Origin of the sequence: Segatella copri DSM 18205, assembly GCF_025151535.1 — a bacterium.
GTDB lineage: Bacteria > Bacteroidota > Bacteroidia > Bacteroidales > Bacteroidaceae > Prevotella > Prevotella copri.
Genome location: NZ_CP102288.1, coordinates 995683 through 1010849 on the forward strand (window position 1 = coordinate 995683; position 15167 = coordinate 1010849).

15 protein-coding genes are annotated in these 15167 nt (G+C 45.0%); 10 read left to right on the forward strand and 5 right to left on the reverse strand.

Annotation, left to right across the window (positions count from 1 at the left end):
• Positions 1-50 precede the first annotated feature (50 nt).
• On the reverse strand, positions 51-581 hold the full coding sequence (locus NQ544_RS04050; protein ID WP_006846667.1) for a GNAT family N-acetyltransferase: 531 nt from the start codon (positions 579-581) through the stop codon (positions 51-53).
• Positions 582-754: 173 nt separating this feature from the next.
• The gene (locus tag NQ544_RS04055; RefSeq protein ID WP_040552755.1) at positions 755-2050 is read right to left on the reverse strand and encodes a CobW family GTP-binding protein; all 1296 of its coding nucleotides are present in this window, start codon (positions 2048-2050) and stop codon (positions 755-757) included.
• Between the two features lie 313 nt (positions 2051-2363).
• On the opposite strand from NQ544_RS04055, the gene NQ544_RS04060 reads away from it, so the two are divergent.
• The 4 genes from NQ544_RS04060 to NQ544_RS04075 all read left to right on the forward strand — a co-directional run bounded on the left by NQ544_RS04060 (position 2364) and on the right by NQ544_RS04075 (position 6022).
• Positions 2364-3260 carry a M48 family metallopeptidase gene (locus NQ544_RS04060; protein ID WP_006846664.1) on the forward strand — a complete coding sequence of 299 codons (897 nt, stop codon included), beginning with the start codon at positions 2364-2366 and terminating at the stop codon, positions 3258-3260.
• A 92-nt stretch (positions 3261-3352) separates the two neighbouring features.
• Positions 3353-3802 (forward strand): NfeD family protein, encoded by a 450-nt coding sequence (locus NQ544_RS04065; RefSeq protein WP_006846663.1) that lies wholly within the window; start codon positions 3353-3355, stop codon positions 3800-3802.
• A 48-nt stretch (positions 3803-3850) separates the two neighbouring features.
• Positions 3851-4801, forward strand: a complete 951-nt coding sequence (locus NQ544_RS04070; protein WP_006846662.1) for an SPFH domain-containing protein — start codon at positions 3851-3853, stop codon at positions 4799-4801.
• A gap of 111 nt (positions 4802-4912) precedes the next feature.
• Positions 4913-6022: a UDP-N-acetyl glucosamine 2-epimerase gene (locus NQ544_RS04075; RefSeq protein WP_006846661.1), complete on the forward strand. Its 1110-nt coding sequence runs from the start codon at positions 4913-4915 to the stop codon at positions 6020-6022.
• A 139-nt stretch (positions 6023-6161) separates the two neighbouring features.
• Here the strand turns inward: NQ544_RS04075 and NQ544_RS04080 are convergent, their stop codons facing one another.
• On the reverse strand, positions 6162-7070 hold the full coding sequence (locus tag NQ544_RS04080) for a hypothetical protein (protein WP_153134135.1): 909 nt from the start codon (positions 7068-7070) through the stop codon (positions 6162-6164).
• Positions 7071-7218: 148 nt separating this feature from the next.
• Between NQ544_RS04080 and NQ544_RS04085 the strand changes: the two genes are divergently transcribed.
• From NQ544_RS04085 to NQ544_RS04100, 4 genes are all read left to right on the forward strand, one after another.
• On the forward strand, positions 7219-7995 hold the full coding sequence (locus NQ544_RS04085) for a peptidylprolyl isomerase (protein WP_006846659.1): 777 nt from the start codon (positions 7219-7221) through the stop codon (positions 7993-7995).
• An 85-nt stretch (positions 7996-8080) separates the two neighbouring features.
• Positions 8081-9295 (forward strand): L-serine ammonia-lyase, encoded by a 1215-nt coding sequence (locus NQ544_RS04090; protein WP_006846658.1) that lies wholly within the window; start codon positions 8081-8083, stop codon positions 9293-9295.
• A 142-nt stretch (positions 9296-9437) separates the two neighbouring features.
• Entirely contained in the window at positions 9438-11495 is a 2058-nt protein-coding gene (gene htpG / locus NQ544_RS04095) for a molecular chaperone HtpG (protein ID WP_006846657.1), read from the forward strand.
• A gap of 205 nt (positions 11496-11700) precedes the next feature.
• Complete coding sequence (locus NQ544_RS04100) at positions 11701-12225, forward strand: RNA polymerase sigma factor (RefSeq protein WP_040552751.1); 525 nt, start codon at positions 11701-11703, stop codon at positions 12223-12225.
• A 67-nt stretch (positions 12226-12292) separates the two neighbouring features.
• Here the strand turns inward: NQ544_RS04100 and NQ544_RS04105 are convergent, their stop codons facing one another.
• Together NQ544_RS04105 and NQ544_RS04110 are read right to left on the reverse strand one after the other, a co-directional pair.
• Positions 12293-12679, reverse strand: coding sequence for a hypothetical protein (locus NQ544_RS04105; RefSeq protein WP_006846655.1), 387 nt, complete (start codon positions 12677-12679; stop codon positions 12293-12295).
• 67 nt (positions 12680-12746) lie between these two features.
• Positions 12747-14207: an aminoacyl-histidine dipeptidase gene (locus tag NQ544_RS04110; protein ID WP_006846654.1), complete on the reverse strand. Its 1461-nt coding sequence runs from the start codon at positions 14205-14207 to the stop codon at positions 12747-12749.
• Between the two features lie 120 nt (positions 14208-14327).
• Between NQ544_RS04110 and NQ544_RS04115 the strand changes: the two genes are divergently transcribed.
• A complete protein-coding gene (locus NQ544_RS04115) occupies positions 14328-14522 on the forward strand; it encodes a hypothetical protein (protein ID WP_006846653.1) in 195 nt (64 codons plus the stop codon).
• 31 nt (positions 14523-14553) lie between these two features.
• Positions 14554-15165, forward strand: a complete 612-nt coding sequence (locus tag NQ544_RS04120; protein ID WP_040552750.1) for an OmpH/Skp family outer membrane protein — start codon at positions 14554-14556, stop codon at positions 15163-15165.
• Positions 15166-15167 lie beyond the last annotated feature (2 nt).

Genomic DNA, 15167 nt, shown 5'->3' on the forward strand with positions numbered 1-15167 from the left:
TGAATGTTTGAGGATGTTAATCAAATGTTGTGTTTTTCGATGGCCAGAAATTATTCTGCAGGTTCCATGGCTATGGAGAGTTTTTCAAAGGCGAAACGCTGACCTCTGTTTCCTCCATAGTTTACACGTCCGCAGATGCAGAAACCCATCGAAGACAGAAGGTTAATCATCGGCGTATTGTCAAAGTTGGTGTCAACCTTGATGCTAGGTATTTTTTCTACCTCGCACATGCTGTTCACCTTACTGATGAAAATACGCGCCAAACCTTCACGCTGGAAACTAGGCAACGTGGCAAAGCGATGTATTACATAATAATCGCCATCAGTAATCCAGTTGCCTACTAATTTCTTATATTTGGGTTCGCCATTCAATATGACTGCTCCATAGACAACCACCTCTTCGTTTACTGTCAGAACGAAGGCGTTGCCATTTTCTATGTCTTTTCTGATGTCTTTTTCTGATGGATATTCCTCAGTCCATTGGTGACGTCCCGATTCTATCATACTTTGGCGAGCCTGGTCGATGACTTTCCAGCAAGCAGCAAAGTCCTTTATATACGCCGGTCTGAAGTTTGTCTTCATATTAATTACGCTTTTATTATTCGGGTGCAAAATTAACAAAAAAAAACGAATTAAACTAAAAAACGGAGGAAAAACTTCACTTTTTTGTTCGTTTTCCTCCGTTTTTCTTGTTCTCTGCTCATTTTGAGCTATTTTTCCTTTGCTTTTTGCCAGGAAGCCGGGTGAATATGATTCTACGCCAAGCACTTGTCGAGCTCAGCAATGATAGCATCTTTCTGTTCCTTGATATGCTGACCGATGAATACGATTTTTATCATGCGGTCGCCCAATTCCTGATCCCATTCCTTCTGCAGTTGTGGGTTATTCATCAAGACCTGGTCGAGTTCGTCTTTCGGCATGGTAGCCAACCATTGGCCAGCCTGCTTTACAGTCTTCTGCTTGCCAGCCTGTTCGAACACGTAGCACATGTCGCGCTCATCATCGAAATAGCAGATTCCCTTGGCGCGAACCACGTCTCTAGGCCATTTTCTAGCTACGAAATCATCGAAGAGACCCAGGTCGAAAGGCTTGCGACGATAGTAAACGAAGGTGCCGATTCCGTATTCCTCAACTTCTCCGCCTTCATGATCATGGTCATGGTCGTGATGATGGTGATGATGATGTTCGTGCACGTCATGATCGTGGTCATGGTCATCGTGGTCATGATGATGATGCTCATGTTCGTCTTCCTCGTCATGATGGTGATGATGTTCATGTGGTTCTTCTTCATCATCTTCTTCATGCTCTTCGTTTCTTTCTGATTCAATTTCCTGAATCCAACCGGCTGAAGTGGATACGGTTTCCCAATCAAACTTCTTGGTGTTGACGATCAGATTCAAGTCAACGTCACCAAAGTTGCATTCAAAGATTTCTGCCTTAGGCTGGATGGCGCGGATAATCTGCTTCAGGTGCTCCAGCTCCTTAGGCTCAACCTCTGCAGCCTTGTTCAGAAGAATGATGTTGCAGAACTCAATCTGCTGGATGACGAGCGAAGCCAAATCTTCCTCATCAATATTCTTCTTCATCAGGTCGCTGCCGTTGGAGAATTCATCCTTCATTCGCAAAGCATCTACTACGGTAACGATGCTGTCAAGGCGCAGAATGCCATTCTCGATGTACTGAGGACCGAGGGATGGGATAGAGCAGATGGTCTGTGCAATAGGAGCAGGCTCGCAGATTCCGGAAGCCTCGATGACAATGTAATCGAAACGCTTCATGTCTACGATTTCCTTGAGCTGTTCTACAAGGTCCATCTTCAATGTGCAGCAGATGCAACCATTCTGGAGAGAAACGAGCGAATCATCTTTCTGACCTACTACGCCACCTTTTTCTATCAGGGCTGCATCAATATTGACTTCACCAATATCGTTGACGATGACGGCAAACTTAATACCTTTTTCGTTAGCTAAAATCTTGTTGAGAAGGGTTGTCTTTCCACTACCCAGGTAGCCTGTCAAGAGCAATACAGGCACTTCCTTCTTTGCGTTCATATTAAAATATTTTAATGTTATACTTCTTAAATCCAGTCTGCTGATAATGCTGCTTTCTCGGGCAGCTGTCATCTGGCTGTCTGACGGTTTTGCGAAACTGCAAAGATTGTGCCACACCTTATTTTTTTGCCATCTTTTTTCGTACACCTCTTTTTTGTCAGTTATCTTGTGTTATTTTTAGGTTATATTTCATGTTTTTCTCATTTTTCTTTGGTGGTTTCAACTAGAAATAGTATATTTGCAGAGAAAATGTGTTTCAAACAGCACATAAACTTAATGAATAAACATATTTTATATACATAAGTAAGTTAAGATGAAAAAGTTTAAGGTTTTAGTTCTGACGGTTGTGGCAGTCCTTGCGCTGGCATCTTGCGGCACTACTCAGACGGTGCCTCTGACCGGTCGCACTCATCGCATCTCTGTATCCGATGAGCAGGTTCTCAGTCTGTCTAATCAGGAATACACAAAGTACATGGCTTCTGCCAAGAAGTCGACCAATGCAGCCAATACGGCGATGGTTCAGCGAGTAGGAAAAAGACTTGCCGATGCTGTTGAACTCTATTTGAAGCAGAATGGATTTGAAGCCGACGTGAAGAATTATTCATGGGAATTCAACCTGGTACAAGATAAGTCTGCCAATGCATTCTGTATGCCTGGCGGTAAAATCGTGGTTTATGAAGGACTTTTGCCTTACACTCAGAATGAAACCGGTTTGGCAATCGTTTTGGGTCACGAAATAGCTCATGCTGTGGCTAAACATAGTGCTGAGCAGCTCACCAAACAGCAGAATCAGCAAACCGGTACAAGTATCCTGGGAACTGTGTTGAACCAGACAGTAGGTAATGGTGTAGGTAACGTGGCAAGTGCAGTTGCCGGACAGTATTTCTCATTCCGCAATCTGAAGTATTCCCGTGATAATGAAACCGAGGCAGATTACATGGGGCTTATCTTCGCTGCCATGGCTGGTTACGATCCTCAGCAGGCCATTCCTTTCTGGAAGAGAATGTCACAGGGCTCTAGCAGCAATCAGAGTGATATTTTCAGTGATCACCCTTCAGACGCCAAGCGTATTGCTGCCTTGCAGAAGGAAATGCCTACTGCGCTGAAGTATTATAAGCCTCAGAAGACTTATAAGGTAGGTTCTACGAGCAAGACTTCTACAACCAAGAAGACCAGTAGAAAAAAGAAGACTACAACCCGCAGAAAATAAGGAATTTTCCGAATCTCTCGAATCTGAAGAAATGAATTCATCTTCTCTTCCGAATCTCTCGAATCTGAAGAATCAAATTAAAATAGTTAAGTATGGAGTATTTATCTCATAACCTTTGGCTGATATGGACATCGGTGATGTTCATCTGCCTCATCTTAGAGTTGTCTTCCGGCGATTTCTATGTTACTTGTTTTGCCATTGGTGCGCTTATCAGCATTCCTGTGGCATTAGTAGGAGCACCTTTCTGGGTGCAGGTAGTGGTTTGGGCTATCTGCTCTATGCTTAGCATCTGGTTGGTTCGTCCGCATCTGCTGAAATCGCTACACAAGGGTGGGGAAGACCGCTGCAGTAACGCCGATGCGCTGGCAGGACAGATAGGGGAAGTGACCGAGATGATTCCTGCCGGAGGATATGGTAGAGTGAAGCTGGATGGAGATGATTGGAAAGCGGAAGCTCCGCATCTTGCCGAACCGCTTGCTGTAGGCGATAAGGTTCGAATCTTAGGTCACGAATCTATCATCCTCAAGGTAGAAAAAGTTTAGATAGGAAAAGTTTAGATTCAACATTATTCACTTAATCGTATAAACATCATGAACATAGGAATTTATGTGCTGGTGGCTCTAGTAGCACTTGCACTCGTAGTGGTTAAGAAAACCATCGTCATCATCCCTCAAAGTGAGACGAAAATCATAGAGCGTCTCGGACGATATTTTGCTACGCTCAAGCCGGGTATTAATGTCATCATTCCTTTCATTGACCATGCCAAGGATATTGTGGCGATGAGAAACGGAAGATACGTTTATACAAACTGCATCGACCTTCGTGAACAGGTCTACGATTTCGACCGTCAGAACGTAATCACTAAGGATAATATCCAGATGCAGATAAATGCGTTGCTCTATTTCCAGATTGTGGACCCATTCAAGAGTGTGTATGAAATCAACAATCTGCCAAATGCCATAGAGAAACTGACCCAAACCACCTTGCGTAATATAATAGGTGAGATGGAACTTGACCAGACTCTTACCTCCCGCGATACGATTAACACCAAACTCCGTGCAGTTTTGGATGATGCAACCAATAAGTGGGGAATCAAGGTAAACCGAGTAGAGTTGCAGGATATTACACCTCCAGAAAGTGTGCTCCAGGCGATGGAAAAGCAGATGCAGGCTGAACGCAACAAGCGTGCTACCATCCTGACTTCTGAAGGTGAGAAGGAAAAGCAGCGCCTGCTCTCAGAAGGTGAGAAGGCTGCCATCGTGAACAAGGCTGAGGCTGCCAAACAGCAGGCTATCCTGAATGCAGAAGGTGAGGCTACTGCCCGCATCCGTAAGGCTGAGGCCGAGGCTATTGCCATTCAGAAGATTACGGAAGCTGTAGGACAGAGTACGAATCCTGCCAACTATCTCCTGGCCCAGAAATACATCAGCATGATGCAGGAAGTAGCACAGGGGAAGGATAATAAGGTGGTTTATCTGCCATACGAGGCAACCAATCTCTTGGGTTCTATAGGAGGAATCAAAGATCTTTTCAAAGGATAAATGCCTCTGAGTCAATGGATAATGCCCTTTGACTCAAGATTGGCTCAAGAAATAAAGCACTCTGAATATCAGTAAACTGTAACTTCAGTAAATATATTAAACAGGATAAAAATGAAGAAAATCTGTATCGTTGCAGGCGCAAGACCTAACTTTATCAAGGTTGCGCCCGTAATTAGAGCAATTCGTAATGCTCAGGAAGCTGGTAACGAAATCAGCTATCAGTTGGTTTACACAGGAAAAGAGGATGACCCGACTTTGGAATCTTCTCTTTTCGATGACTTAGGCATTCAGAAACCGGATGCTTATCTCGGCGTAGACTGTCCAAACATGAACGAACTTACCGGACAGGTGATGGGTCAGTTTGAGCGCTATCTGCAGCAGAATGCTACAGATGTTGTCATTGTGGTTGATGATCTGGCTTCAACCATGGCTGTGGCTATTGTTACCAAGAAGCAGGGTGTGCAGCTTGCTCATATTGCAGCCGGAACCCGCAGTTTTGACATTACCATGCCAAAGGAAATCAACCGTCTGGTGATTGATGGCTTGTCAGATATTCTCTTTACCGCAGGCATTTCAAACAACAGCATCGCCAACAAGGAAGGTGCAGAATTGTCTAAGGTTTACATGGTAGGAAATGTGCTTATCGACAACATCCGCTTCCTTCAGTCTAAAATGCAGCGTCCGGAAATCATGGACGAGTTTCATCTGAAAGAAGGCGAATATATGGTTCTGACCTTGAACCGCAAGGCCATCGTCAATAACATTGATGAGATGAAATCGCTCATTTCTGTCATAGATGAAGAGGCGCGCCAGGCTGGAGTGAAGGTGATTGCTCCGCTTCGAGGCAAAGCATTGGGCTTCGTGCTCGCATTCAAGGCTTATCAGGAAGAGAGCAATCATCAGAGTGGAATCCAGGTGGTTCAGCCGCTCGATTATCTGTCGTTTGCTTATCTTACAGCTCACGCCAAAGGTGTGATTACCGATTCGGGTAATGTGGCTGAAGAAGCTACCTTCAATGGGGTTCCTTGCATTACGCTCAACAGCTATACTGAGCATATTGAAACTGTAAAGGTGGGTACAAACGAACTGGTTGCTGAAGATCCGGAGTTACTGAAGCAATCTATGCAGAAACTTCTGAAGGGTGAATGGAAGAAAGCGGGCATTCCTGACAGATGGGATGGTCGCTCAGCAGAAAGAATAGTCCAGATTCTCGCTGAATAGAATCTAAACTCATAGGTATAATCTCATGGAGAGAGATGATGCTATGTAAACTGATTCTTTTCAGAATAAACTTAGAGGTTCACTTCAATATCGTTATATTGAAAAGTGAACCTCTTTTCTTTTATGTTTTATCTTTTTCTTAATCTTTTTCAGGCGCCTTTGGCACAGGATAGTCGTATTGCTTGAAATAGGACGGCGTCTTATTATCATACCATACTCCTTCTACGTTTAAGCCGATAGAGAAAGTCTTTTTGGAATTAGTGTATCTTACACCGGCTCCTAAAACGTTGGCGCCAGGTACTACCATTCCGTAGCCACCCGGCATGATTCCTCTGCCCATACCCCAAGGATACATTCCGTAGCCCCAAGGCGAATAGCCGTAGGGACCATAGCCATAACCGCCATAACGGCCATAGAGAGAACTGTAATTGTTGGCTACACTAAGCTGACCGTAAACGTAAGCCTCCCAATGCTCATTAAACTGGTAGCCCAGAATGCCGTAGACTCCACCGTCATGATAACTGTCTCCACCATAGTTTACGTTGTTGATATAAGTGCCCAGAGCCAACCAGAGTTTGTTGTCTTTGGTGAGTGGCGTTAGGTAGGTTGCATCGATGGTCTGAGTGACACCGCCTCTGTGAGGCACATTCTTGCCGAATGTGGCAAAGGCAGAAAGATCTACCGAGAGATTCAATCCCTTGTGCAGCCCCCAGCCATAGCCCAACGGATAACTCAAGCCGTTGGTAAGGTTGGAGATGGGATTATTATAATAGGTGCTGTCTAGCGAAGCATCACCCAGCAATCCGTTTTTGCCGAGAGTTTCTTTCTTATCTGATAGTCGGGCAGGAGTCATATATGTATTCTTCACCGGTTTTCCCTGATAAATCATAGGTTTTCCTGCCTGGTAAACCGTATCGCCAGGCAGCAACCATTCTTCGCGCGGACTGTCCGGACTGTGCAATGGTCCGAAGCTTACCTGTTGCTGTGCACTTGCTTCTGTAGTGAGGAAAGTGCAAAAAGCGATGATAATATATATATTTTTCTTCATAATTGATTGCATTTTCTGTCTTCTGCTGCAAAGATATGAAGAATGTATGAAACAAAGGAACTTTTCCCGCATAAAAAATCAATTTTTTAGAATAAAATCATTATCTTTGCATCCGATAACATAAATAGATGTAAAATTATACAAAAATATGAAGAAGATCATCAGATTATTGTCACTCGCTCTTCTTACGGTGCCTGTTACGACATTCGCTCAGAGTGAAGGCAATCAGAACACATCAGAACCAGCCGGAAAAGTTGTGGCGTCTAAGCCCGATTCTCTGCTCGACTGGGAAACACCGCACGATCCAACCTGCCCTCAGGTGTTGCTGGAAACATCGATGGGCAACATTCTCGTGGCTCTCTACAACGATACTCCCAAGCATCGGGATAATTTCCTGAAACTTGTCAATTCGGGCTATTATGACGGTTGCATCTTTCAGCGTGTCATCAAGAATTTCATGATTCAGGGTGGCGATTATTCATGCAGAAAGGTGAACATGGAAAAGCCGCAGAAGTTTGATGTAAACTATACGGTTCCGGCAGAAATCATCTATCCTAAATATTATCATAAGCGCGGACAGCTCTGTGCTGCTCGCGAAGGAGATGATGAAAATCCGACCAAAGCTTCGGCGTCTACTGATTTCTACATCGCCTGGGGCAGAAATTTTTCTCCACGGCAGATGGAATATTATGTAGAAAAACTGAAACGGGACGGCAAGTATTACGCCATTCCTTCAGAACAGTTGCAGAAAGGCTACATCAAGCATGGTGGTGTTCCTCACCTTGACAACGGCTACACAGTATTCGGAGAGGTGCTTGAAGGCATGGATGTGGTTGATAAGATTCAGAATGTGGCTACCGATAAGGCGAACAACGACAGACCTCTCACGGATGTCATCATCCTGAAAGCCAAACAGATGAAGTAACTTTCGGATGGTAAACTGAAGAAATAAGTAACTGAGCCCATTAAAAGGTAAAAATCGATAAGTAAAAATATTAAATACGAGAAAAATGAAGTCATTAAAGGAATTATATAGAGTAGGTAAGGGACCATCGAGCAGTCATACGATGGGGCCTCAGCGTGCTGCCAAACTTTTTCTGGAGCGTTGCCCTAACGCTTCTTATTATGAAGTAACCCTCTATGGAAGTCTGGCTGCTACAGGTAAGGGACACATGACTGATGTGGCAATAGAAGAAGTGCTCAAACCTCATAAAACTGTGAATATTATCTGGCAGCCACAAACTTTCCTGCCTTATCATCCCAACGGAATGAAATTTGTGGGCAAGGATCTGAACGGCGATATTATTGATGAATGGACCGTTTACAGTATTGGTGGTGGAGCCATATCAGATGGTACTGCCGGCAACCAAGAGCTGGGCGCCAAGGATGTTTATGATCTGAACAAGCTCGCCGACATCAAGCAATGGTGCTATGATAACGGACGCTCATTCTGGGAATATGTTGAGAAATGCGAATCGGAAGATATCTGGGATTATCTCGATATGGTTTGGCAAACGATGAAGCAGAGCATCAGAAATGGTTTGGACCATGAAGGTGTTTTGCCTGGTCCGCTGAAGCTACAGCGTAAGGCTGCTACCTATTATATAAAGGCGAAGGGTTACCGTGCTTCCCTGCAGAGCCGCGGCTTGGTTTATGCTTATGCGCTGGCTGTGAGCGAAGAGAATGCTTCGGGTGGCACCATCGTTACAGCTCCTACCTGTGGCGCCTGTGGTGTATTGCCAGCTGTACTCTACCACATGTTTACTTCTCATGATATGAGTGAACAGCGCATCTTGAGAGCCTTGGCTACAGCCGGATTGGTGGGCAACATCGTAAAGCAGAATGCTTCTATCAGTGGTGCTGATGTAGGTTGCCAGGGCGAGGTAGGTGTTGCCTGCGCCATGGCTTCGGCTGCAGCCTGTCAGCTTTTCGGAGGCAGTCCGGCTCAGGTAGAATATGCTGCCGAAATGGGATTGGAGCATCATCTCGGAATGACCTGCGACCCGGTTTGCGGACTGGTTCAGATTCCTTGCATCGAGCGAAATGCCTTTGCTGCCGCCCGAGCTTTGGATGCAGACCTCTACGCTTCCTTCTCAGATGGTCATCATACCGTATCTTTCGACCGGGTAGTTGAAGTAATGCGACAGACGGGTCATGACCTACCTTCGCTTTACAAGGAAACAAGCGAAGGCGGTTTGGCAAAGGGATTTCCAAGAGACATTTAGTCATAAAATGCTTCGCTGAATCATAAAATGTTTTTCAGCTATTTTATTCAGTTTGGTAAGAGGGCTTTTATTTTGGCACGCTATTTGTTAGCCCCCTTGCCAAACAATAATAAAGTAAATACGAATAAAAACATTTTATATTATGGCACAGAAAGGTAATATTGGTGTAACGACAGAGAACATTTTCCCTGTCATCAAGAAATTCTTATATTCAGATCACGACATCTTCCTCCGTGAGATGGTTTCAAACGCCGTAGATGCTACACAGAAGTTGAAGACTCTTGCAGCTCAGGGCGATTTCAAGGGCGAGATAGGCGACACAACCGTTCGTGTCTCTCTCGATGAGAAGGCTGGAACCTTGACTATCAGCGACCATGGTATAGGTATGACTGAGGAGGAAATCGATAAATATATCAACCAGATTGCATTCTCAGGCGTAACTGACTTCCTCGACAAGTATAAGGAGAATGCCAACGCCATCATCGGCCACTTCGGTCTCGGCTTCTATTCTTCTTTCATGGTAGCCAGCAAGGTAGAAATCATCACTAAGAGCTACAAAGAGGGAAGCAAGGCTGTAAAGTGGAGCTGCGATGGTTCACCTGCTTTCGAAATCGAAGATGCAGACAAGGCTGAGCGTGGTTCAGACATCATCCTCCATATTGCTGATGATTGCAAGGAATTCCTGCAGAAGAGCAAGATTGAGGAACTTCTGAACAAGTACTGCAAGTTTATGGCAGTACCTGTAGCCTTCGGCAAGAAGACCGAGTGGAAGGACGGCAAGAATGTGGAGACAGATGAGGATAACATTATTAATAATGTGGAGCCTCTCTGGACCAAGGCTCCTAGCACCTTGAAGGATGAGGACTACAAGAAGTTCTATCACACCCTTTATCCGATGCAGGACGACCCGTTGTTCTGGATTCATCTGAATGTAGACTTCCCATTCAATCTCACGGGTATTCTCTACTTCCCACGCATCAAGAGCAGCATCGACATGCAGCGCAACAAGATTCAGCTCTATTGCAACCAGGTGTTCGTAACCGACCAGGTAGAAGGCATTGTACCAGAATTCCTCACATTGCTTTATGGTGTAATCGATTCACCGGACATTCCGCTGAACGTAAGCCGCAGCTACCTTCAGAGCGACAGTAACGTGAAGAAGATTTCTACCTACATTACCAAGAAGGTAGCCGATCGCTTGAACTCTATCTTCAAGGAGAACCGCAAGGAGTTTGAAGAGAAATGGGATGATCTCAAGATCTTCATCAACTACGGAATGCTCTCTCAGGAAGATTTCTACGAGCGTGCAAAGGACTTCGCACTTCTGAAAGATGTTGAGGGCAAGTACTTTACTTTCGAGGAGTACAAGACGCTGATTAAGGACAACCAGACCGATAAGGATGGCAACCTGGTTTATCTCTATGCCAACAATAAGGAAGAGCAGTATTCTTACATCGAAGCTGCCAAGCAGAAGGGTTATTCTGTACTCCTGATGGAAGGTCAGCTCGATACGCCGATGGTAAACATGCTGGAGCAGAAGCTGGAGAAGAGCCGCTTTACACGTGTTGACGCCGACATCATCGACCGCCTCATCGTGAAGGAAGATGCAAAGAAGACCGATTTGAGCAAAGAGCAGTCTGACAACTTGACAGAAGTATTCCGCTCTCAGATGCCTCAACTCGACAAGACAGAATTCTTTGTAGAGATTCAGGCTTTGGGCGAACAGAACCAGCCAGTGCTCATCACTCAGAACGAGTACATGCGCCGTATGAAGGCGATGAGCCAGTTCCAGGCAGGCATGAACTTCTACGGTCAGATGCCAGACAGCTACAACATCGTACTGAATTCAGACCATGCTCTGGTAAAGAAGGTATTGGAAGATGCTGAGGCCAACACAGCTGAAACATTGAAGCCAATCCTTGCAGAAATCAAGGGTCAGGAAGCCCGCCTTGCCGTACTCCATCAGGAGCAGAACAAGAAGAAGCCAGAAGAGATTACCCAGCAGGAGAAGGATGATGTTCACAACACAGAGAAGGCCATCAGCGATGAGAAGGCTAAGCGCAACGAAATCATCTCGGGCTATGCTAAGAACAACAACATTGTTCACCAGCTCATCGACCTCGCCCTGCTTCAGAATGGTATGTTGAAGGGTGCTTCGCTCGACGCATTCCTCAAGAGAAGCGTTGACATGATTAAGTAATCCAACCTGAAAAAAGGTATGAATGGAGAAATAAAACTTTGCGATGCGTAACATTTCATGTTACAAATTGTATCTATCATATGTGCTAAATGTTTAAAAACGAACATTTAGCACATTTTTTTTCGCTTTCCTTTGGTGGCTTTCTTTTTTTTTATTACCTTTGCAATATCGATAAACGAAAAACATGATTAAAAAAATCGCCATCATGGAACAAACAAATTCAAATTACAGCATTATTGCTGATTATTACTCTGAACACTACAACGAGCTGAAGTTGTATGTCATGTCCCGTTCGCTTCCGGCAGACGAGGCTGAAGACATCGTGCAGAATACTTTTGTGCGATTACTTCGAGGCGATAAGATGATTACGCCTGTTACTTTACCTTGTTTTGTATACACCATTGCCAAGAATCTGATTATCGATTATTACCGTCGCAAGCATAAGATTGAGGAGTATGAACACTTCCTGGGAGCTAGTGACTGGATGGGAAGATATGATGTTGATGGCGAATCTGTTTTCTCTGCCCAGCAGATCAACGAGATTCTGGAGCGTGGCATTGCCCGGCTCACGGAGAAGAGAAGCAAGGTTTACCGCCTGAATCTCTTCGAAGGAATGCAGGTGAGCGAGATTGCCCAAAGTCTGAACCTCGGATATAAAGCGGCTGAGAATCGTCTGACTCTGGCTAGAAAAGAAATAAGAGATTATATGAAAAAAGAGTTGGCTAGTTAAAATGCTAGTCAACTCTTTCTGTTTATTCTTACTGCCTTGCTGAAAGGCTATTCTTAACTTTTTTTTTTTAGTTTTCCTTAAACCCGATTACTCTTGTCAAACCTTTATCAAGATAAAAGGTTTGGGTTACTTCCTGCTTCTCGCCCTGATGGTTGGTCAGCTTGTATGTAGCCCTTAAATATAATAAGGTGTCGGGATAAGCAGCATCATTATAATCAATATTCTTCTTGATGTAAGGCAGTTTGCTGACATTTTGTCGCATCACCTTCATCTGGTCGAAACTGATCATGGCGGTAGGAGTGAGGCGGGAGAACCGCTCATAGCTGCAGTCCTGATCAACGAGGTTTTCATCAAGAAAATCCTTGACCAGAGATTGAGCCTTGTGCTGATCGCCACACGAGGTGAACATCAGCACAAGTCCTGAAACCATGACAAACATCATTTTCTTTATCATAGACATCTTCTTTTTTATTAAGCCGCGCTGCTTTTATGAAGCTCGTTGTTTTATTTAGCACGCTTGCTTATTTAGCCACGCTGCGGAGAATCTCCAGCAAGTGATCCCAAACCATCTCTACTGTAGGAATGAGAAGAGTCTCGTCTGGGGTGTGAACATTGCGAAGGGTAGGACCGAAACTTACCATATCGAGCTCAGGATAACGCTCTGAGAAAAGACCACACTCCAAACCGGCATGAATACCCTTTACCAATGGTTTTTTGCCGAAGAGCTTTTCGTAAGCCTTCACAGCCAGGTCGGTAAGCTTGCTGTTGGCGCGCATCTTCCAGGCAGGATACTTGTCGCCTACAGTTACCTCGGCGCCAGCCAGAAGGAAGGCTGCCTTTACGGTGTTGGTCATGTTCTCCAGATTGCTCATCACGTTACTTCGCTGAGAAGCTACGATGTTGATGCTGCTTTCATCGGTCATCACGCTTGCCACATTGCTTGAGGTTTCTACCATCCAGGCAATCGCCTCATCCTGACAGGTAGTAAGCGGACCGTTGTCTACAGCCTGGAGAGCCATTATGAACTTGTCAGCTACTGCTTTCTCGATGACAGGTGCAGCATCGGTGCTGCTCATATTAAACTGCATAGCCTGTTCGGTTACGTGGAATTCATCTTCTACTTCTGATGCAAAGATGTTCCAGTCGGCACGAACCAGTTCCTTATCAGCATTCTTGACGGCGAAAACAATCTTTCCGTCGCGAGGAATCGCATTGTGCATTTTGCCGCTGTTGAAGCTTACGAGGCGCAGACTTCCATCCAGTTTCTCATTTTCGAGGAAGAGGAAGCGGGCAAGAATCTTGATGGCATTGGCGCGCTTCTTGTTGATGTCATCGCCCGAGTGACCACCGTTGAGACCCTTCAGCGAAGCTTCCATGAAGAAATAACCCGCAGGAGCCTCTTCGCGTGAGAAGTGGAAAGTGGCATGGGTTGTCTGACCACCAGCACAGGATACGAAGATTTCGCCCTCATCCTCTGAGTCAAGATTGATGAGCATCTTTCCGGTCATAAAGCCCGCCTTCATGCCGTGAGCACCAGTCAGTCCGGTTTCTTCATCACGTGTAAAGACGCACTCGATAGGACCATGCTCAATATCGTTGCTTGCCAGGATAGCCAGCTCGATGGCGCAGCCTATACCGTCGTCAGCACCCAATGTAGTGCCTTTTGCCTTAAGCCATTCTCCGTCTACGTAAGTCTGGATGGCGTCTTTGTGAAAATCGAAATCAACATCTACCAGTTTATCGCAAACCATGTCCATGTGGCTCTGTAGGATGATGGTTTCAGCATGCTCGTAGCCTGGAGTGGCAGCTTTACGGATGAGCACATTACCGGTTTCATCTACCAGCGTTTCGAGCTGACGAGCCTCTCCGAAAGATTTCAAAAACTCAATCATGTTCTCCTCGTGCTTGGAAGGACGAGGTATTTCGTTGATTTTTGCGAACTGCTCGAACACGAGAGCAGGCTTCAATTCACTTTTATTCATTTATTTTCTATTATTTTGTTTTGATAAAACATTTATTTCTGCTATTTTGTTTTGGTTATTCCCAAAAAAATAGTACCTTTGCACCCAAAAGTGCACTAAGGCACTGCAAAGGTAATAAAAATGATAAAATTAATGTTATTAAGCGTGTTAATAATTGCTATTTGCATGGCATTATTTTGCGTAAAGTTGATTTTTAAGAAGAACGGCAAGTTCTCTTCCCAGCATGTGCACGACAATCCGGGCTTGCGCAAGCAGGGCATTCATTGTGTGGTGGATCAGGACCGCGAGGCAAGGGAAGCCAACAAGGCTTATTAGAAAATAGTAATAATATAATATGATAGAAAAAATGAGAAAGAACATTTTGAGTTCAGTGGCAATTGCAGCTGTTGCTGCCCTGTCATTGGCATCATGCAACAAATCTCAGCCTCAGGTAGAGGCTAAGTCAGAGAGCAAGGCTCCTGCTGAATTGAAGATTGCTTATGTAGAGGTAGACTCTATCATGACTCAGTATACCTTTGCTAAGGAGTATTCTTCTATCTTGGAGAAGAAGGGGCAGAACATTCAGGCTACTATTGCGCAGAAGGGTCAGCAGCTCCAGGCTGCAGCAGCCAACTTCCAGCAGAAGATTCAGCAGAATGCTTATACCCGCGAGCAGGCTGAGGCTATCCAGGCTGGTTTGCAGAAGCAGAACAACGACCTGCAGGGCTTGCAGCAGCGCTTGAGCAACGAGTTTGCTGCTGAGCAGGAGAAGTACAACAAGGCGCTCCACGACAGCATTGCCAACTATCTTGCCCGCTACAACAAGGACAAGAAGTATAGTATCATCTTCTCTAAGAGCGGCGATAACCTGCTCTATGCTGACAAGGCTTACGATATTACAAAAGAGGTGATTTCCGGTTTGAACAAGGCTTACAAGGGTAAGCTGAAGAAAGAGGAGGCTGCTCCTGCTAAAAAGTAAGA